The sequence below is a fragment of the Hahella sp. NBU794 genome (assembly GCF_050749805.1).
In the GTDB taxonomy this organism is placed as follows: domain Bacteria; phylum Pseudomonadota; class Gammaproteobacteria; order Pseudomonadales; family Oleiphilaceae; genus Hahella.
On the sequence record NZ_CP192738.1, the window covers coordinates 1 to 18,507 of the forward strand.

The window sequence follows — 18,507 nt, forward strand, 5'->3', positions numbered from 1 at the left end:
TTGGAAGTGACGTCTGAGCTGTGGCATCAATGTCTGGGCTATTTAGAGGACGAGTTGCCAGCACAACAGTTCAACACTTGGTTACGCCCTTTGCAGGCGAAAGGTTCTGAGGAAGAACTGCTTTTGTTTGCGCCAAACCGGTTTGTACTGGACTGGGTTAACGAGAAGTACATTGGCAGGATCAATGAAATTCTCAGTGAACTGACGTCTCAAAAGGCTCCGCGTATTTCTTTGAAGATTGGCAGCATTGCCGGCAATAACAAAGGAACGCCGGCAAGTAAAGATACGGGAACTGGCGCCGCAAGGGTTACGGCTCCCTCCAAACCTGTTATCGCCGATGTCGCTCCGTCCGGAGAAAGAAACGTCACGGTGGAAGGGGCTATCAAACACGAGAGTTACCTGAATCCTACGTTTACCTTCGAAACCTTTGTTGAAGGTAAATCGAACCAATTAGCGCGGGCGGCCGCCATGCAAGTGGCGGATAATCCGGGTAGCGCCTATAACCCCCTGTTTTTATATGGTGGGGTAGGTTTAGGGAAAACGCACTTGATGCAGGCGGTAGGTAACGCCATTTTCAAGAAAAACCCCAATGCGAAGATTCTTTATCTGCACTCCGAAAGATTTGTTGCAGATATGGTGAAAGCGTTGCAGCTAAATGCTTTCAACGAGTTCAAGCGCCTCTATCGATCCGTCGATGCGCTGCTGATTGATGATATTCAGTTCTTCGCACGCAAAGAGAGATCTCAGGAAGAGTTTTTCCATACCTTTAATGCCTTGTTGGAAGGCGGTCAGCAGATGATTCTGACTTGTGACCGTTATCCAAAAGAGATTGATCACATGGAAGAGCGCCTGAAATCCCGCTTCGGTTGGGGACTGACGGTGATGGTTGAGCCGCCTGAACTGGAAACCCGTGTAGCAATTCTGATGAAGAAGGCGGAACAGGCCAATGTCCATTTAAGCAGTGAGTCCGCTTTTTTTATTGCGCAAAAAATTCGCTCTAACGTTCGAGAACTGGAAGGCGCGTTAAAGCTGGTGATTGCAAATGCCCACTTCACTGGACAGGAAATCACGCCGGCGTTTATTCGCGAATGTTTGAAGGATCTGCTGGCGCTGCACGAGAAGCAGGTCAGTATCGATAATATCCAGAGAACGGTGGCGGAATATTACAAAATCCGTGTTGCGGATATTTTGTCAAAGCGTCGCACCCGCTCAATTACCCGTCCAAGGCAGATGGCCATGGCGTTGGCTAAAGAGCTGACTAACCATAGTCTGCCGGAAATCGGCGAGGCGTTTGGGGGACGAGATCACACCACGGTATTGCACGCCTGTAAGGTCATGATAGAACTTCAGCAAAACGATCCCACTCTGCGTGACGATTATCAGAATTTTATGCGCATGTTAACCAGCTAGTTAGGCGAAAATATGCGCCGTCAGCTTGATGGCGACCCAAAGATTTAGTTTAAAATAGCAACATTTTCAGTGATTTAAGAGTTTATAGAAACGGGATATTACATGAAGCTCACTATAACCAGAGAGGCGCTTGTCACGTCATTGCAAATGATTTCTGGGGTGGTTGAAAAACGCCAGACCATGCCTGTGCTCGCCAACGTATTGCTTGACGCCAGAGACGGAAAGCTGGTTATCACCGGCACAAATATGGAAGTGGAGCTGGTTGCAGAAATTAGCGACGTAAACATTGAGCATGAATCCAGAATCACCGTTCCCGCCAAGAAATTTACAGATATCTGTCGCGCCCTTCCTGAAGGAGCCGCTATCGGTATTGAACTGAAAGACGGACGTTTGAACGTTCGTTATGGCAGCAGTCATTTCATATTGTCTACATTGCCTGCGGAACACTTCCCCAATGTGGAAGAAGAACCTGAAAGCGTTAAAGTTATGTTGCCGCAAAGAGAACTTAAGCGCTTGATTGATGCAACAGCCTTTGCAATGGCCCAGCAGGATGTTCGTTATTATTTGAATGGCATGTTGATGGAGTTGGATGAGCAGGGTCTGCGCGCTGTCGCAACAGACGGCCATCGCCTCGCCCTCGCCAATGTGTCCCTTCAAACCGGCGTTATTGAAAAGCGCCAGCCTATCGTACCGCGTAAGGGGATTTTGGAGTTAGGTCGTCTTCTTAACGATACAGATGAGTCCTGTACCCTGGTGTTCGGCGATAATCATGTGCGGGCCAGCGTAGGGCATTTTACTTTTACATCTAAGTTAATTGACGGAAAATTCCCTGATTATCAAAGAGTTATCCCAAGATCGGGCGATAAGGTGATGATCGCGGACAGGGTCCTGTTGAAAGGCGTTTTGTCGCGCGCAAGTATCTTGTCACATGAAAGCATCCGTGGCGTACGCCTGCAGTTTGAAGATGGACTGTTAAAAGTATTTGCGAATAATCCAGATCAGGAAGAGGCGGAGGATAGCCTGGAAGTCGAATACCCGCATGAAGCACTGCAAATTGGCTTCAACGTCGGTTACCTGATTGACGTGCTTAATGCACTGGATGATGAACAGGTCAAAGTGACGCTTTCCAATGCGAATAGCAGCGCTTTGGTGGAAGGCGTCGATACCAGAGACGCTGTGTATGTCGTTATGCCTATGAGGCTATAGTCAGTTAAACTGATAGCGCCGTGAATCTGTTCGAGTTCGAAAGGTTACGGCGCGTCGCCCACTTGGGTATGACGCTTGGCAAGGATGTATCGCCCCTGAATGCAGACAGAGTTTGAATCTCAGCGAGAGTGGAAAAGCTTATGGGAAAAATTGTTAACGCAGTAAAGGGAGCCGCCAGGATTGGTCAAACGGCGGCAGTCATATCCAAGGTTGGCCTTGGCTGGTTGAAGGGAAATCGTGCGCCTGCGCCGAAGCTTTTGCGACAGACTTTTGAAGAACTGGGCGCCACTTATATCAAGCTGGGGCAATTTATCGCCAGTTCGCCAACGTTTTTCCCTGCAGATTATGTTGAAGAGTTTCAGCTGTGTTTGGATAAGACCAAACCTCTGCCCTACTCGCAAATCGAGAGAATCCTGAAGGAAGAATTCAAGCGGCCATTGCAGTCGATATATTCGCATATCGACACCAAGCCGTTGGCTTCCGCATCCATCGCACAGGTTCACGCGGCGCGTTTGGTGACAGGCGAGGATGTGGTTATCAAGGTTCAGAAGCCAGGCGTTCGCAATGTTCTGCTGACTGATCTGAATTTTTTGTATGTGGCAGCGCGTGTAGTCGAGTATTTAGCGCCAAAGCTGTCCTGGACGTCGCTATCTGGCATTGTAGAAGAGATACAGCGAACCATGATGGAAGAGTGTGATTTCTATCAGGAGGCGGCCAATCTCAAAGAGTTTAGAGAGTTCTTGGTGAATAGCGGCAATGACCAAGCGGTTGTGCCCACTGTATATGAGCAGGCTAGCACCATGCGGGTGTTAACCATGGAGCGTTTCTATGGCGTGCCTCTGACAGATCTGGAAACGATTCGCAAATATTGCCCGGATCCAGAGAAGACGCTGATCACCGCAATGAATACCTGGTTCGCCAGTTTGACGCAGTGCGACTTCTTTCACGCGGATGTTCACGCAGGAAACCTGATGGTGTTGGAAGATGGCCGCATCGGTTTTATCGACTTTGGCATCGTGGGGCGTATTGGCGCTGGAACCTGGCAGGCGGTGTCTGATTTCATCACGGCGATAATGATGGGTAATTTCCACGGTATGGCTGACGCTATGTCGCGAATCGGCATCACCAAGACTCAATTAAGCGTGGATGACCTCGCAGCGGATATCGCAGACGTCTACAAAAAAATGGATGCGATGACGCCTGATATGCCGCCGATATATTACGACCAGCAAACTGGCGATGATGAAGTTAACAATATTCTGATGGATCTGGTGAAAATCGGTGAGCAGCACGGTTTGCACTTTCCTAGGGAGTTTGCGTTGCTGCTAAAACAGTTTTTGTATTTCGACCGTTATGTACATGTGCTGGCCCCAGAGCTGGATATGTTTATGGATGAAAGGCTCAGCCTGATTCAATAACGGCGGTTCACTTGCGTAGTTAAAGAACCTAGCACATTGTTGTGTTAGGTTTTTTTGTTTAAGGGGAAGTTGATGGATATCGTATCCGCGTTGACCTTGTTAATCGTGGTCATGGACCCATTGGGAAATATTCCTTTGTTCTTGAGTATTCTTGAGCGGGTGGACGTCAAGAGAAGAAAGAAAGTATTGTTCAGAGAACTGCTGATCGCTTTGGCGATTCTGCTGGTGTTCTTGTTCTGTGGACAGTACTTGCTCAAGATATTCAGCCTAAGCAAAGAGTCCGTAGGCATCGCTGGCGCTATCGTATTATTTATCATTGCATTGCGTATGATCTTCCCCGCTAAGCGGGAGTGGCTTGAAGACCTCCCTGATGGCGAGCCTTTTATCGTGCCGTTGGCGATCCCCTTTGTGGCGGGTCCCTCAGCCTTGGCGACCTTGATTCTGATTTCCACCCGGGAACCGGAAAGAATGATGGATTGGTCTATCGTGGTATTGTTGGCTTGGTCCGTCACCGCCGTCACGCTGATGAGTTCCACCTTTTTATATAGAGTACTCCGCAAGCGAGGCATCATCGCCATAGAGCGTCTTATGGGGATGCTGTTGATCGCGGTATCGGTAGAGATGTTCCTGATGGGCTTACAGCCTCTATTGACTAAATTGACCCACGTATCCTGACGTTGGATTGTTGGAATGGGTCTTAGTCGTATTGCATTCACCAACTTGCGTAATATTTCCAGCCTGAAGTTGGATACCTCTGCGAGATTACTGTTATTTCACGGGAATAACGGAAGTGGAAAAAGTAGTCTTTTGGAAGGCGTTTACCTGCTGGGACGGGGGGCGTCATTTCGTACTAAGGAACTGGATTACGCTGTTTCACATCTATCTGATGAAATGGTCTGTTTTGGCGAAGCCGTCAATGAAGACGCCGGCAAATCATTCCGCATTGGCGTCAGCCGTCAAAAGACAGGCAAACTAACCAGAGTCAGAATCAACGGCGAGAGCGCCAGAACCTTGTCTGAGCTGGCGGCGGCCCTCCCTATCTTGATTGTTACTCCTGATACCTTTGGGTTTATTAATGGAGGCCCAGGGGAAAGAAGGCGCTTTGTTGACTGGGGAGTGTTTCACGTGGAACACCAATTCAAAGTGGTCTGGCAGAACTGGCGCAAATTGCTATTGCAAAGGAATAAATTGCTGAAAAGTGGTAATATTAGCCGTTCTGAGTTAAGTGCATGGGACAACCAATACGTAGCGTATTCAGACGAGATAAGCCGTTATAGAGACGCCTACTTCGCTGAATTGAAGGAAATTCTCATCGAATCTCTGAAAGAGTCCAGTGAGCAAACCAGGGATATTGGCGACAAGCTGACGATTACGCTTAGCAATGGCTGGTATCAGAATGATGTTATTCACATGGAGCAACTGGCTTCGTCAGTCGAAAGCGACGTAAAAAAGGGATTCACGACTTTAGGCCCACACCGGGCGGATATTAAGGTAAAGGTCGGTGGAGTTCACGCGAAGGAAGTGTTATCAAGAGGTCAGCAAAAAACCTTGATAACCCACCTGTACTTATCACAATTGGAAATATTACGGCGGCGGACAAATCAAAGGCCCATTGTGCTGATTGATGATGTTGGAGCGGAGCTGGATACCGGAAATCAGGTAACACTGTTAACGAGAATGTTGGAGAAAGGGGCCCAGGTGTTTGTGACGGTCCTGGATAAACAGCAGTCAGAATATTTGTTCGGCCATTTTAATCAAGAATACGACACGCAAATGTTTCACGTGGAACAGGGTGCTGTCACCAAAGTCCACAATTAGCGTGTGACGGTTAGGAGAGATATATGTCCTCATCGGGAAATTATGATTCCTCAAGCATCAAAGTGTTAAAAGGCCTGGATGCGGTAAGAAAGCGTCCAGGTATGTACATTGGCGACACTGACGATGGCACCGGTCTTCACCACATGGTGTTCGAGGTCGTTGATAACTCTATCGACGAAGCCTTGGCCGGACACTGTAAAGAAGTGAAGATCACGATTCACGCTGATGAATCAATCACGGTTAGCGATGATGGCCGTGGCATCCCTGTCGATATCCACGAAGAAATGGGCGTCTCCGCCGCAGAAGTTATCATGACGATGCTGCACGCTGGCGGTAAATTCGACGACAACAGCTATAAAGTATCCGGCGGTCTGCACGGTGTGGGCGTATCAGTTGTTAACGCGCTTTCAAAAGAACTGCGCCTGACTATTCGCCGTGACAACAAAGTGCATGAGCAAGTTTATAAGCATGGCGTACCACAAGCGCCTTTATCTGTGGTTGGCGAAACTGACCGTTCAGGTACGGAAGTTCACTTCTTCCCTTCCGCAGAAACGTTTAACAATATCGAATTCCACTACGATATTCTGGCTAAGCGTCTGCGCGAACTCGCCTTCTTGAACTCTGGCGTTAAGATCACGTTGCACGATGAGCGCTCTGCAAAAACAGAAACCTTCGAATATGAAGGTGGACTAAGAGCCTTCGTTGAGTATCTCAACCAGACCAAAAACCCGATTAACAAAGTGTTCCACTTCCTGAAAGAAAGAGAAGACGGCATTACTGTAGAAGTGTCACTGCAGTGGAATGACTCCTTCCAGGAAAATATTTTCTGCTTTACCAACAATATTCCTCAGCGTGACGGCGGCACTCACTTGGCTGGTTTTAGAGCCGCCCTCACCCGCTCTCTTAACAGCTACATTGAAAAAGAGAGCATGCTGAAAAAGACCAAAGTGGCTACCTCTGGCGACGACGCGCGTGAAGGTTTGACTGCGATCATTTCTGTTAAAGTGCCTGATCCCAAGTTCTCTTCTCAGACCAAAGATAAGCTGGTTTCCTCTGAAGTTAAGACTGCGGTTGAGCAGGAAATGAATACTCACTTCGCAGACTTCCTGGCGGAAAACCCCCAGGACGCGAAGAACGTAGTCAACAAAATGATCGATGCGGCTCGCGCCAGGGAAGCTGCCAGAAAAGCCCGTGAAATGACCCGTCGTAAAGGAGCCCTCGATATCGCTGGATTGCCAGGTAAACTGGCTGACTGCCAAGAGAAAGATCCTGCTCTTTCTGAACTGTACATAGTGGAGGGTGACTCGGCGGGTGGTTCCGCCAAGCAGGGGCGTGATCGTAAGACCCAGGCTATTCTGCCGTTGAAAGGTAAGATCCTGAACGTGGAAAAGGCCCGCTTCGACAAGATGCTGTCTTCCGCTGAAGTTGGCACCCTGATTACAGCCCTGGGCTGTGGTATTGGTCGTGAAGAGTTTGATGTAAACAAGTTGCGCTATCACAGCATCATCATCATGACGGATGCGGATGTGGACGGCTCGCACATTCGTACCTTGCTGCTGACCTTCTTCTTCAGACAAATGCGCGAAATCATCGAGAACGGCCACGTTTATATTGCGATGCCTCCTTTGTACAAGGTGAAAAGAGGTAAGCAGGAACAGTACGTTAAAGATGAGAAAGCGCTCCAGCAGTACCTGACACAGAGCGCGCTTGAGAACACGCAGTTGTTTGTAAATCCAGAGGCTCCGCCCATTATCGGGACTGCGCTGGAGACGCTGGTGACAGACTACCGTACGGCGACAGGCGTCATTGATCGTATGTCCAGAGCCTACCCCAAAGGCGTGCTGAATCAGCTTCTTTACGTGCCTCGATTGACGCAGGAGCAACTCAAAGATAAAGCCGCCGTTGAAGGCTGGGTCGCCTTGCTGAATGAGAAGCTGGGCTATGACAACAGCACTGGCAATAACTACGTTATCAGCGCTGTGGAAGATGCTGAAAGAAGCCTGTTCCTGCCTCAGGTGGAGTTGGTTCAGCATGGTGTGGACTATAAATACACCTTCAACCAAGACTTCTTTGGCTCCAGCTCTTACGCCAATATTGCCGATATGTCCGAGAAACTGGATGGTCTGGTTGAGGCTGGCGCTTATGTGAAGCGGGGTGAAAAGACACAGGCTATCGAGACTTTTGACGACTCATTGGTCTGGTTGATGAAGGAAGCCCAGCGCGGTTTGAACATCCAGCGCTATAAAGGACTGGGCGAAATGAACCCTGAGCAGCTGTGGGAAACCACCATGGACCCTGCCGTACGTCGCATGATGAAAGTTACTATCGAGGACGCGATCGCTGCGGATCAGATCTTTAATACATTGATGGGCGATGATGTTGAACCTCGTCGTGATTTCATCCAGACCAACGCGCTGTCTGTTATGAATCTGGACGTGTAACTAATCCCCCCTCTCTAATAGTAAAAAGGGCTGCAATCGCAGCCCTTTTTTTCTCCATCGTTTGTTAAGAGCCCCATGAAAGCAGGCAGCTCTCCATCTCTTTCGGAGAACGAATCCGAATAAAGCGGATGTGAGCGTATCGCGGATCTCTCATTATCGACAGGTACTTTTTGCGGTTTTTCTTATAGGTAGTCATGGTCCAGAGGACGATGGAGTCCCTGCTGAACAGCTTGCGTAGAGATTCTTTATTGCCTGTACCCGCCCAAAGTTCCCTTTTTGTGATGATGCGGGTTAGTGCTCTTCTGATTGCCTGAAAGAGTGTGCGTGGGAAAGAGTAGTCTATCCAAACGACTATCTGAGCCCTCTCCCATTTCAACTGAATTCTGCTGTTGTAATTACCGTCCAATATCCAGTTTTCTTGCTGCAGCGCCTGCGCAACCCGGGCGCTGAAGATCTCTTCTGGATGGTTTCGCCAGTCTGCTCCCCAATATAGGGCGTCCATTTCTATATAAGGAATGTCGAGCTTTTCTGACAGCCTTTTACTGAAGGTGGACTTCCCACTGCCACTGGTCCCAATTACGTTAATTCTCATCTTCACTCCTTATATTCAGAAAAGGTTAAACAGGGGTGAAGCAACGCGGGAGAGGATTATATATTAGGTGTCACGACGAGTAGACGAGAACTAGGAGAATAAACTTTAGATTGGCTTGAAAAGACTTTTCCCACTACCGAAAAGAGAGTTGTGAAATTCGGTAGCATACCTATCGGTCATACCGGCGATGAAGTCACAGATAATTCTTTTTTTGTTCCTGCTATCCCGATATAACTGCTTCCAGTCATCAGGGAGTAACGAGCCACCACTATTATCAATGGCTTTAAATAACTCACAAACAATATCTTTCCCCCTATATTCTACGACAGCCAATCGTGGTGATCTAATGTTAAGCTCGTAGTTGAGGTGTTTTAAAATCTCAACTTCTAGCATTGCCTCTCTTGTGAGTCTGGCTTGGGAGAGGGCTGGGCAATGCTCGTTATATTTGACCTCAGTAGAACCGATTAGTTTTCCTACTCTTTCTGCAGTAAATTTTGTCCTGGTGAGAGAATCTTGGGCTATTTGCTGGTCCAATTTATAGATCTTTGTCGCCTCAAGTGCGCTACTAGTTTTGTCGGAAAAACCTGCTTCTGTAAGCCCATCAAACACCAAGGATGCTGCCTCAAATAATTCGTCAAAGGATTGCATTTCCTCATGCTTCGCTTTCTTTAACTCCTTATTTGTACGATCAAATACAGTCTTTCTGATAACCCCATCGTTAAACAATGCTGAGAGAATTGAAACTGGCGTAGAAAAACCTGCGTGTAAACTATCCTCTAGGTCATACGTTGAATAAGCAATGTCGTCAGCTATCTCCATAATGCTACATTCTATGGTTCGAAAATCGCCTTGGTGTTGTTTCCGAGGCGCTACTTTGCTTTTAATTTCTTTTACGATATCCGCAGAGGATGAGTAGTAGCCCTTTTGTAAAGGAGCCCTTTTTTTCCTTTGTTCTGGTATTTCGGTGTCGTACTTGAGTATTGATGCCAAGCTTCTTACGGTTAGGTCTAACCCTAAGTCTGAGTAAGTATTCTCTCCTACCTTTATCAGCTTTCTTTCAGTGCATGTCAGTATACGCAGAGTCTGTGCATTCCCCTCAAATCCTCCGAACGCAAGCATCATCTCGTCTAATGCGCGCTCGCCATTATGGCCAAAGGGAGGGTGACCCAGATCATGAGCGAGTCCAGCAAACTCCAGTAAGTCTAGGTCAATGTGACTGCTCTCAAATTCTGGTTCGACGGAGTTAATTCGCTCGCCTATACCAGTAGAGATTTGTGCAACTTCTAAAGAGTGGGTAAGTCTGTTTCTGAAAAAATCAGACTCATATCCAGGAAAAAGCTGAGTTTTGCCTTGTAATCGCCGGAAGGCTGGAGTGTGAATAAGTCTTGAGTAATCTTTGCGGAAGGATAATCGTCCTGGCTCTCTTTCTTTATCGCAATGCTTGCCGACATTAATGCCACTAAGGCGATAGTAGTCTCCATCGCCATATAGCGGCAGAGGTTTCATATTTGACATAACTTAGGCATAAACACTTCGTGTTTTGCCTTTCCTATTTCGTACTTTTGTCGCTTTTGTTAGCGGAGCTTCGAGTCACGCTCTTGATAGCGAATGCCATGTCTTTTTCCACCATGCTAATCGCATAAGCTATTGCTTCGGAAGGCTTGTGAAAATCTTGAACCGGTTTTGAAGACTTAAACCCCTTTTCTTTAGACATTTCTTTCTCCGGTGTTGTTAGTTATTCCAATACTAATAGTATAGAACTGCTTGAATAAATGTCATTTGACTGAAAACAAAATCAACACTGCTTCACAGAGTTAACAAGTTAACAAGTTAACAAGTTGACTGTTGTACGAGTAATTCTTTAACTAGAGGCCAAATATTCTCTAAGCAAAGGATCTCCCCCCACAGGAAAATGACACGCGGCTATGCGCTCCTCTCCTTCCATAGGACGAAGTCTGGGTTGCTCATGGCGACATTTGTCTCGCGCGTTGACGCACCGGGGAGCGAATGGGCATCCCTGGGGGGGTGCGGCGGGATCGGGGAGTTCTATTGTTTCGCTCTCTCCTCGCAAACCTTTTTTACCAGGAAGCGGGATAGAATCGAGCAGCAAACGGGTGTAAGGGTGTTTCGGAGACCTGAACAGTTCACCGGCGGGCGCCTGTTCTACGATGCGCCCGAAATACATGACTGCGATGACGTCGCTGACTGCTTCCACGACGGCCAGGTCATGGCTGATAAATACGTAAGCGAGGTGATAGTGTTGCTGGAGATCCTGCAGCAGATTCAGCACCTGGGCCTGTATGGAGACATCCAGCGCGGAAACCGGTTCATCCAGAACCAGGATCTGTGGTTGCGCCGCCAACGCCCTTGCTATACCGATGCGTTGCGCCTGACCGCCGGACAATTCATGTGGATAACGCTCCAGTAGCTCTGGCCTTAATCCAATGGCCTCCATAAGCTCCTGTAGACGCCTGTAGCGAGCGTTTCTCTTCATCCCCAGAAGATGATCCATCGGAGCCTCTAAAATCGCTCTAATCGTCTTACGGGGGTTAAGAGCGCTAAGAGAATCCTGGAAGACATATTGGATCTGGCTATGCAGACGCTTTCGTTCGCTACGGCTGCGATCAGGCCAAGATTTCCCATCTAGCAGCAAATGGCCTGCGCTGGGTTGATCAAGGCCTACCAGCATGCGCGCGAGGGTGGATTTGCCGCAACCGGACTCACCTACAATGCCCAGAGTGGCGCCGGGTTGAATACACAGGTCCACGCCCTGCACTGCCTGTATCAGCGGCTTGCGTCGACCGAGCCAACCGCGCCCGCCGCCATAGTGACGAGTGAGATTACTGGCGGTCAGAAGAGTGGCGGTCATGGGGACGTTTTCCACAAAGGTTTGATACAGCGGGCGAAACGATTTTCGCCCAGTGGACGTAAGCTGATATCGCTGTTCCGACAGTCGCCTTCCGCAAAAGGGCACCTATCCGCGAACGCGCACCCTGCGGGCAGATTATTAACCGCGGGAGGAGAGCCGGGAATGGCAGGCAGGCGATCCTGGTTTCGACCAGGAATCGGGACGCAATCGATGAGCAGGCGAGTATAGGGATGGGCGGGCTTGTTCAATACTTCTCCTGCGGCGCCGACCTCCACTATGCGTCCAGCGTACATGACCGCCACACGGTCACAGATTTCGGAAACGACGCCAAAGTCGTGGGTGATGAACAAAAGCGCCGCCGCCTCATTTTGTTTGCGGTGCTGGTTCATCAATTTCAACACCTGAGCCTGTACCGTGACGTCCAGAGCGGTAGTGGGTTCGTCCGCCACGATGATCTGTGGATGATTGGCGAGAGCCATGGCGATGCAAACCCGTTGTCGCATGCCTCCAGAAAGCTCATGGGGATAGCTGTGCGCTATTGAAGCGGCGTTGGGAAGGCGCACTTGTTCCAGCAGGCTCACAGCGGCGCGCCACGCCTCCCTATGAGAATAAGGTTGGTGCGCTTGAATCGCCTCTGCGACTTGGGCGCCGACACTAAAAAGCGGGTGAAGACTGGAGAGAGGGTCTTGGAATATGTAGGCGATTTCCCCGCCTCTGAGCGCCTGTATGCGATGCAGTGGGAAAGAGAGTAGATCTTCCCCTCTCCGCCAGATCTGGCCGCTTACGATGCGTCCTGGGGGCGTAGGCGCCAATCTGAGCAGAGACATCGCCGTAACGGATTTACCGGAGCCGGATTCGCCCACCAAACCCAGGCATTCCCCCTTACCCAGCTCGAAGCTGACGCCGCCTACTGCCTTGTAAATGTCCGTCCCAACAAGAAACTCGGTCTGTAAATTTCGCACCGCCAGGGCGTCCTGAGTCGCACTGATGTCTGGGGCTGGGGAGCTTTTAGCATTAGCGCTCTGTACTTCCGTCATGGCGGAGGGGCGTGTCAAAGAGCCTGACTTTAATTTGGGATCAAGCACATCTCTGACGCCATCGCCAATCAAATTGACGCTCATGACCAGCGCGAAGATCATCAGCCCGGGAATCACGGACACATGCGGCGCTGTAAACAGCAATTTGCGTCCCTCCCCCAGCATGGCGCCCAGATCCGCTTGCGGCGGTTGCGCGCCCAAACCGAGAAAACTGAGTCCTGCGGTTTCCAATATCATCCAACCCAGGGTTGTCGACATGGTGATGACGATGATGGGTGCCACATTAGGCAGTATTTCCGTAAGCAGAATGCGCACAGGACCTTTGCCGGAAAGCCTGGCGGCGTCGACAAAATCCCGTCTTGTCAGGCTCAACGTGACGCCTCGGATATTGCGGGCGAAGAATGGAATATTCACCAGGGCGATGGCGTAGAGAGCGTTTGATAACCCCGGCCCTAATGCCGCGACGATCGCCAGCGCCAGTAAAATATAGGGGAAAGCCATCAGCATATCGACGCCGCGCATCAACACATTATCCGTTCGTCCGCCTGCGAAACCCGCGATCAAACCCAATGCAGAGCCGATGACGGAAGCGATCAGCGTGGCGGATAAACCCACTGAGATGCTAACGCGCGCTCCCCATATCAAACGGGAGAGGAGATCCCTTCCCAGATGATCCGTTCCCAATAAACGGCCTTCGCTTAATGGTCGTAGTAAACGCTCCGCAGGCGCAGTGTCGTTTGGCGCTGATAACGGAAGTATGGGCGCCGCTAGAGCGATGACCGTCACCAGCAAAAACAGGCAGAGCCCGAAAAAGGCAATGTGGTTATGCCGGAATAGTTTCCAGGCGCTGGGGCGAGATGAGCGAGTCATGAGGTCAGTCTTGGGTCGAGTCGATGCTGAGCAACATCCGCAGCCAGATTAAAAAGGACGTATGAGGTGGCGACTACCAATACTCCCCCTTGCGCGAGCAGAATGTCCCGGGTGGCGATCGCCTGCACCAACATGCGACCTATTCCGGGCCATTGGAATACGGTTTCGATATAGACTGCGCCGCCAAGTACGAAGCCAGCCTGAATGCCCAATACAGGGATAATGGCGACCAGCGCGGCCTTAAAAGCGTGGCGATAGATCACGCGGCGCTCACTTAGCCCCTTGGCGCGAGCCGTGCGAATGTAATCCTGCCGCAGTACCTCCAACATGGCGCCTCGGGTTAGGCGGGCGATAACGCCAGTTGCGATGACCGCCAGCGTAATGGCCGGTAACGTGAGATGGGAGAGCAGGTCCTGAATATCGCCACCGCCGTATATCGCGTACATACCGCTGGCCGGCAGCCATTGCAACTCGACGGCGAAAACCAGTATCAGCAGCAGTCCCAGCCAGAATGACGGCGTTGAAATGCCAATCAAAACCAGCAATGTGATCACTCTGTCAGCCCAGCTGAACTGGCGCGCTGCAGAGACAATTCCCGCCAATAGTCCGAACAGAGAGCACAGCAGAAAGGAGGCTCCGGCGAGCGTCAATGTGGCGCTGAAGCGCTCTAAAACCTCATCCAGAACGGGGCGATTCAAGCTGTAAGATCGGCCTAAATCTCCTTGCAGAATGTGTCCCAACCAGATTAAATATTGTTCAAATAGGCTATGATTTAACCCTAACTGACGGTTAATTCGTGCGATATTTTCAGGCGTTGCATAGGCGCCGAGAATTGCGGTGGCGGGATCTCCCGGAATCATGGCCATGATCAAGAAGACGATCGCGGTCATTCCGAACAGGACAGGAATGACGAAAAGGAGACGTTTGGCGATATAGCTCCACATGGGGGTTAGAGTTGTTCTTTGACGATGGGAAAATGGAAGACGGAATGTGACAAAAAATCCCGTTTCCTCCTGCATTTTTCCTTACAAGAAATCTTGTGAGTGCTCGGAGAGTTTGAAGGGGAATTTTGGTCAAAAATGGGGTTTGGAGAGGCCTCTTTTCCATTGCTCATTGAAAGGGTCCTTTTGAAGTCCTGATTTGAGGTGAGATAACTTGGTTTCAGGTCGTTATTTCTTCATTTCTATAACGGCAAAAAGTGCTTTTTCCGCTCGTTTTTTGAACATGTTTTATGGGGTTAATAACTGAAAATTTTCCTCAAGGTAAAATATTGCCGATTTAACTCAGCGTTAAATATTTTTTCTATGAAAATAACTGAAAATATAACTGGCGGAGTTTTTCATAACTTCAAATAAAATATATAACTTAATGTTTTTATTTCGTTTATTTATCTAAGGCGTAACGACTACGAACGTCACTCAGGGAATAAAGTTTTTGCTATGAAGCTGTGATGAAATATGATTTATTAAAAATATGCCGGTTAGAAAATCCTGATAAATCTCATGGCTTCTTCACCTCTCTTAAATCCAGAAAAAATGAAGGCTGTAACCTGAAGTTTTTAACGCGTGACTGACTGACGGCGTTTTGTTTCCAGTTGGCGATAAAAGCCCAGGGGGCGTCTTCTTGTACGATGACCTGCATTTCTTTGTAGAGTGCGGCTCTCTGGTTTTGGTCTGTAGCGCGACGCGCTCGTTCAAGCAGATCGTCCACTTTGGGGTTGGCGTAGTAACCGGAGTTGAAGCCGCCCTTATCCGGCCAGGCGTCGCTGCGTAATGCGAGATAAGGCAAGGTATCGGGGTCGTTGGTCATCCAGGCCATTTCCGCCATATCGACGCCTTCCGGTAATCCGGGATTCACTTTGCTGAGAAAGGTATTCCACTCATAAGTCTCTATCTTTACCTGAAGACCCACTTTGGCGAGGTCCGCCTGAATCGCCGCGCCCATGGCGACGGGCTCCAGCATCCCTGAACCCCCTTCCGTCACGTAGAAAGTAAGCTGAGCGCCTTCGTGTCCCGCCGCTTTGATTAGTTCGCGCGCCTTGTCGGGGTCATATGCGTAAGCGTCCAGATTTGGGTTATACGCCCAGGCGAAAGCAGGCGGGATGGGTCCTTTGGCGACTTCTGCGGTGCCTTGCAACACGTTTTCCACCAGCGCTTTCTTATCAATCGCGTAGTTGATCGCCTGACGCATACGGCGATCCGCCAAGGGACCTTTTTTGTTGTTGAGAATGAGAAACCATAAATGCGGTCCCGCCTGCTGATAAACCTGGAATCCAGAATCTTTCTCGAATACGGCCAGATTATCCGGCGGGGTTTCCACCATGAGGTCTACGCCGCCTGAGAGCATTTCCGCCATACGCGTGTTGGCGTCGGTGATGGGTCGGAACACCACTGCTTCCAGAGGCGGTGCGCCGCCCCAGTATTTGTCGTTGCGGACAATAACGACCTTGGCGTTGCTGACCCACTCGGCAAAGTGGAACGGGCCGGTTCCCGCCGGATGACGACCATAATCCTTACCGTACTTTTTCACTGATTCGGGTGAGATTATCAGACCGGTTGGATAGGCTAGGTTGGAAAGAAACGGGGCGTAAGGTTCTTTTAATTCAAATCGAACGTGGAGGTCGTCAATCGCTTCCACCTTCTCTATTGGACTGAAGAAAAACGCCAATGGAAAAGGGCCGGTGTCATGATAAGGATGCTTTTCGTCAAGCATACGTTCGAAATTGAACTTTACCGCTTCTGCGGTGAGAGGCGAGCCGTCATGAAATTGCACACCTTTGCGCAGAGTGAAGGTGTAAGTCTTGCCGTCGTCGCTGATTGTCCAGGACTCCGCTAACGCCGGCTCCACTTCCAAGCTTCCGTCTTTGAAGCGCACCAGCCCGTCATAGAGATTGATCAGTATGCGAAAGTCATTGAGAGCTGTGACGGCGTGAGGATCCAGAGATTTGGGCTCGGCGATCTGGCCGACCACTAAAACATTGGCGGGAGTCTGCGCCACGCTGGGCGAAGTTAATGTAATGAGTAAGAGGCAGCAAACGAGGACGCGCAGTACGCCCGACAGCCGGTCCATGAATCCCTCCTTGTGCGGAAGCGTTACTTTCGCGTCTCCGCGCCTCTCTCCTTCCTGCCCATCCGCTTGAACGTCACTGACGACGTTCGGCATGGCGCTGAGAGGCTCGGTACTGTCCCTGACGCAGCCTCATTACACCTTAAAGAACATTTCCCACAACCTCAATGCCTTAACGCCGGATGAGACAAGTCGCCGACAGGAGGTCTATAACACGGGGTCTTGAGGATGGATCTTTGAAGCCGCTGAGGCCGTCCTGTTGCTGCGACGGCCCGTCAATAGCGAAAGCGATTAGCGGTTTCTTCCATCCAGACAGAAGCGCCCGGCCCCGAATGCCGCGATTTGCAATAATCCTCCGGCCATGGCGATGTTCTTGAAGAAATGAATGAACTGGTTCTGATCGCCAAGCTGATTATGAAAAGCCAGGGCGGCTGCGACAGTGAAACCCGCCAGTATGAGCGCAGTAGCGCGGGTGCGGTAACCGGCGATCAAGGCTATCCCTCCAGCCAGCTCCACCAACACTGCGGCGGCGAAGCCCAAGGTGGCGAATGGCAAACCGGCGGACTCGATATAAGCAATGGTTCCCGCCGGCGCGCTGATCTTGGCGATGCCTGAAAGAACAAAGATGATGCTTATAAGCACTCTGCCAACGAGGGCGGAGACGGAGGCGATATCGAAAGCGCCGTTAATGGAATGAGCTGAATTCGCATTGTGGGTCAGTTGAGTCATGTTGGCTTGCTCCAGTAATGAGTGTCGTTGCTTGATGGAACCACTATATTGCGACTACTCTTTTCGCAAAACTGGGATAATTTCAGTCATTTTATTCGAGAAATTAGGCATGTTATCAAACCCTGGCGCACCGACCCTGGATCAACTGAAAGTGTTTTTGGCCGTGGTGGAAGTGGGCAGTTTCGCTGGCGCTGCGCGTAAACTGCATCGAGCGACCTCAGTGGTCAGCTACTCCATCGCCAATCTGGAATCCCAGCTGGGCGTGCAGTTATTTGATCGTCATACCACGCGAAAACCTCAGTTGACTGACGCAGGACGCCTGGTTCTGTCGGAAGCGCGGCTGGTGCATAACGGCGTCAACAGCTTGCGCTCCAAGGTGAAAGGGTTACTGCAAGGCCTGGAGGCGGAGGTGCGTCTGGCGGTGGACGTGATGTTGCCCTCCAGCAGAGTGGTGGATGCGCTGAAGGCGTTCCGCGAGCAGTTTCCTACCGTATCTCTGAATCTGCGGGTTGAAGCTCTGGGTGGCGTTACACAGCTGGTGCTAAACGGCGAAGCTTCCATAGGCGTCAGTGGACCGCTCAATCCGGTGTTGGACAGGGTGGAAAGAATCAGCGTGGGATCTGTCGCCCTGATTCCCGTCGCCGCGCCTTCACATCCTCTGGCGACGGCGGGGAGCAATGCCCCTGGCGCGGGCAGAGAGCATACTCAGTTAGTCCTGTCTGATCGCTCTTCCCTGACCCGCAATCAGGAGTTTGCGGTGATCAGCGCCCATACCTGGAGGCTGGCGGATCTGGGCTCTAAGCATATGTTGCTGAAAGAAGGGATAGGCTGGGGAAACATGCCGGAACCGATGGTGAGGGAAGACCTGGCGAATGGGCGGTTAGTGCGTTTGGATATGCCGGACGCAGCCTCCGTCACTTATCCGTTTGATGTCATCTACTTGACGGAAAACCCGCCAGGACCTGCCGCCGCCTGGCTCATCGACAGGCTGGCTCAGCAGGCCGTTGCGGGTGGCGGCGGCGCGACTTAAGCGGACTTCCTTCGGTGATAT

General features: G+C 50.4%; 15 protein-coding genes. 7 read left to right on the forward strand and 8 right to left on the reverse strand.

Annotation, left to right across the window (positions count from 1 at the left end):
* Nucleotides 1–6 precede the first annotated feature (6 nt).
* The 6 genes from dnaA to gyrB all read left to right on the forward strand — a co-directional run bounded on the left by dnaA (nucleotide 7) and on the right by gyrB (nucleotide 8,293).
* The gene (gene dnaA, locus ACQYWX_RS00005) at nucleotides 7–1,410 is read left to right on the forward strand and encodes a chromosomal replication initiator protein DnaA (protein WP_431687448.1); all 1,404 of its coding nucleotides are present in this window, start codon (nucleotides 7–9) and stop codon (nucleotides 1,408–1,410) included.
* A 102-nt stretch (nucleotides 1,411–1,512) separates the two neighbouring features.
* Nucleotides 1,513–2,616 carry a DNA polymerase III subunit beta gene (dnaN, locus tag ACQYWX_RS00010; protein ID WP_431687449.1) on the forward strand — a complete coding sequence of 368 codons (1,104 nt, stop codon included), beginning with the start codon at nucleotides 1,513–1,515 and terminating at the stop codon, nucleotides 2,614–2,616.
* Nucleotides 2,617–2,756: 140 nt separating this feature from the next.
* Nucleotides 2,757–4,034 carry an ABC1 kinase family protein gene (locus tag ACQYWX_RS00015; protein WP_431687450.1) on the forward strand — a complete coding sequence of 426 codons (1,278 nt, stop codon included), beginning with the start codon at nucleotides 2,757–2,759 and terminating at the stop codon, nucleotides 4,032–4,034.
* Between the two features lie 72 nt (nucleotides 4,035–4,106).
* A complete protein-coding gene (locus tag ACQYWX_RS00020) occupies nucleotides 4,107–4,709 on the forward strand; it encodes a MarC family protein (protein WP_347815405.1) in 603 nt (200 codons plus the stop codon).
* 15 nt (nucleotides 4,710–4,724) lie between these two features.
* Nucleotides 4,725–5,852, forward strand: a complete 1,128-nt coding sequence (recF, locus tag ACQYWX_RS00025; protein WP_216739825.1) for a DNA replication/repair protein RecF — start codon at nucleotides 4,725–4,727, stop codon at nucleotides 5,850–5,852.
* Between the two features lie 23 nt (nucleotides 5,853–5,875).
* Nucleotides 5,876–8,293, forward strand: coding sequence for a DNA topoisomerase (ATP-hydrolyzing) subunit B (gene gyrB / locus ACQYWX_RS00030; RefSeq protein WP_216739826.1), 2,418 nt, complete (start codon nucleotides 5,876–5,878; stop codon nucleotides 8,291–8,293).
* A 64-nt stretch (nucleotides 8,294–8,357) separates the two neighbouring features.
* Here the strand turns inward: gyrB and ACQYWX_RS00035 are convergent, their stop codons facing one another.
* From ACQYWX_RS00035 to ACQYWX_RS00070, 8 genes are all read right to left on the reverse strand, one after another.
* Complete coding sequence (locus tag ACQYWX_RS00035; protein WP_431687451.1) at nucleotides 8,358–8,885, reverse strand: adenylate kinase; 528 nt, start codon at nucleotides 8,883–8,885, stop codon at nucleotides 8,358–8,360.
* Between the two features lie 105 nt (nucleotides 8,886–8,990).
* Nucleotides 8,991–10,391 carry a dGTP triphosphohydrolase gene (dgt, locus tag ACQYWX_RS00040; protein WP_431687452.1) on the reverse strand — a complete coding sequence of 467 codons (1,401 nt, stop codon included), beginning with the start codon at nucleotides 10,389–10,391 and terminating at the stop codon, nucleotides 8,991–8,993.
* A gap of 43 nt (nucleotides 10,392–10,434) precedes the next feature.
* On the reverse strand, nucleotides 10,435–10,599 hold the full coding sequence (locus ACQYWX_RS00045; protein ID WP_431687453.1) for a hypothetical protein: 165 nt from the start codon (nucleotides 10,597–10,599) through the stop codon (nucleotides 10,435–10,437).
* Between the two features lie 147 nt (nucleotides 10,600–10,746).
* Nucleotides 10,747–11,754, reverse strand: a complete 1,008-nt coding sequence (locus ACQYWX_RS00050; protein WP_431687454.1) for an ABC transporter ATP-binding protein — start codon at nucleotides 11,752–11,754, stop codon at nucleotides 10,747–10,749.
* The gene (locus ACQYWX_RS00055; RefSeq protein WP_431687455.1) at nucleotides 11,751–13,661 is read right to left on the reverse strand and encodes a dipeptide/oligopeptide/nickel ABC transporter permease/ATP-binding protein; all 1,911 of its coding nucleotides are present in this window, start codon (nucleotides 13,659–13,661) and stop codon (nucleotides 11,751–11,753) included. Before ACQYWX_RS00055 ends, ACQYWX_RS00050 begins: the two co-directional genes overlap by 4 nt.
* Nucleotides 13,658–14,605, reverse strand: coding sequence for an ABC transporter permease (locus ACQYWX_RS00060; protein WP_431687456.1), 948 nt, complete (start codon nucleotides 14,603–14,605; stop codon nucleotides 13,658–13,660). The genes ACQYWX_RS00055 and ACQYWX_RS00060 overlap by 4 nt, the downstream gene beginning before the upstream one ends.
* A gap of 556 nt (nucleotides 14,606–15,161) precedes the next feature.
* Nucleotides 15,162–16,730 (reverse strand): ABC transporter substrate-binding protein, encoded by a 1,569-nt coding sequence (locus ACQYWX_RS00065; RefSeq protein ID WP_431687457.1) that lies wholly within the window; start codon nucleotides 16,728–16,730, stop codon nucleotides 15,162–15,164.
* A 288-nt stretch (nucleotides 16,731–17,018) separates the two neighbouring features.
* A complete protein-coding gene (locus ACQYWX_RS00070; protein ID WP_431687458.1) occupies nucleotides 17,019–17,456 on the reverse strand; it encodes a DoxX family protein in 438 nt (145 codons plus the stop codon).
* A 109-nt stretch (nucleotides 17,457–17,565) separates the two neighbouring features.
* On the opposite strand from ACQYWX_RS00070, the gene ACQYWX_RS00075 reads away from it, so the two are divergent.
* Nucleotides 17,566–18,486: a LysR family transcriptional regulator gene (locus ACQYWX_RS00075; protein WP_431687459.1), complete on the forward strand. Its 921-nt coding sequence runs from the start codon at nucleotides 17,566–17,568 to the stop codon at nucleotides 18,484–18,486.
* The last annotated feature ends 21 nt before the right edge of the window (nucleotides 18,487–18,507 follow it).

Bases quoted from the DNA above. Each gene is read 5' to 3' on its own strand.
- dnaN (WP_431687449.1), top strand. From the start codon at position 1,513: ATGAAGCTCACTATAACCAGAGAGGCGCTTGTCACGTCATTGCAAATG.
- ACQYWX_RS00015 (WP_431687450.1), top strand. From the start codon at position 2,757: ATGGGAAAAATTGTTAACGCAGTAAAGGGAGCCGCCAGGATTGGTCAA.
- ACQYWX_RS00020 (WP_347815405.1), top strand. From the start codon at position 4,107: ATGGATATCGTATCCGCGTTGACCTTGTTAATCGTGGTCATGGACCCA.
- recF (WP_216739825.1), top strand. From the start codon at position 4,725: ATGGGTCTTAGTCGTATTGCATTCACCAACTTGCGTAATATTTCCAGC.
- gyrB (WP_216739826.1), top strand. From the start codon at position 5,876: ATGTCCTCATCGGGAAATTATGATTCCTCAAGCATCAAAGTGTTAAAA.
- ACQYWX_RS00035 (WP_431687451.1), bottom strand. From the start codon at position 8,885: ATGAGAATTAACGTAATTGGGACCAGTGGCAGTGGGAAGTCCACCTTC.
- dgt (WP_431687452.1), bottom strand. From the start codon at position 10,391: ATGAAACCTCTGCCGCTATATGGCGATGGAGACTACTATCGCCTTAGT.
- ACQYWX_RS00045 (WP_431687453.1), bottom strand. From the start codon at position 10,599: ATGTCTAAAGAAAAGGGGTTTAAGTCTTCAAAACCGGTTCAAGATTTT.
- ACQYWX_RS00050 (WP_431687454.1), bottom strand. From the start codon at position 11,754: ATGACCGCCACTCTTCTGACCGCCAGTAATCTCACTCGTCACTATGGC.
- ACQYWX_RS00055 (WP_431687455.1), bottom strand. From the start codon at position 13,661: ATGACTCGCTCATCTCGCCCCAGCGCCTGGAAACTATTCCGGCATAAC.
- ACQYWX_RS00060 (WP_431687456.1), bottom strand. From the start codon at position 14,605: ATGTGGAGCTATATCGCCAAACGTCTCCTTTTCGTCATTCCTGTCCTG.
- ACQYWX_RS00065 (WP_431687457.1), bottom strand. From the start codon at position 16,730: ATGGACCGGCTGTCGGGCGTACTGCGCGTCCTCGTTTGCTGCCTCTTA.
- ACQYWX_RS00070 (WP_431687458.1), bottom strand. From the start codon at position 17,456: ATGACTCAACTGACCCACAATGCGAATTCAGCTCATTCCATTAACGGC.
- ACQYWX_RS00075 (WP_431687459.1), top strand. From the start codon at position 17,566: ATGTTATCAAACCCTGGCGCACCGACCCTGGATCAACTGAAAGTGTTT.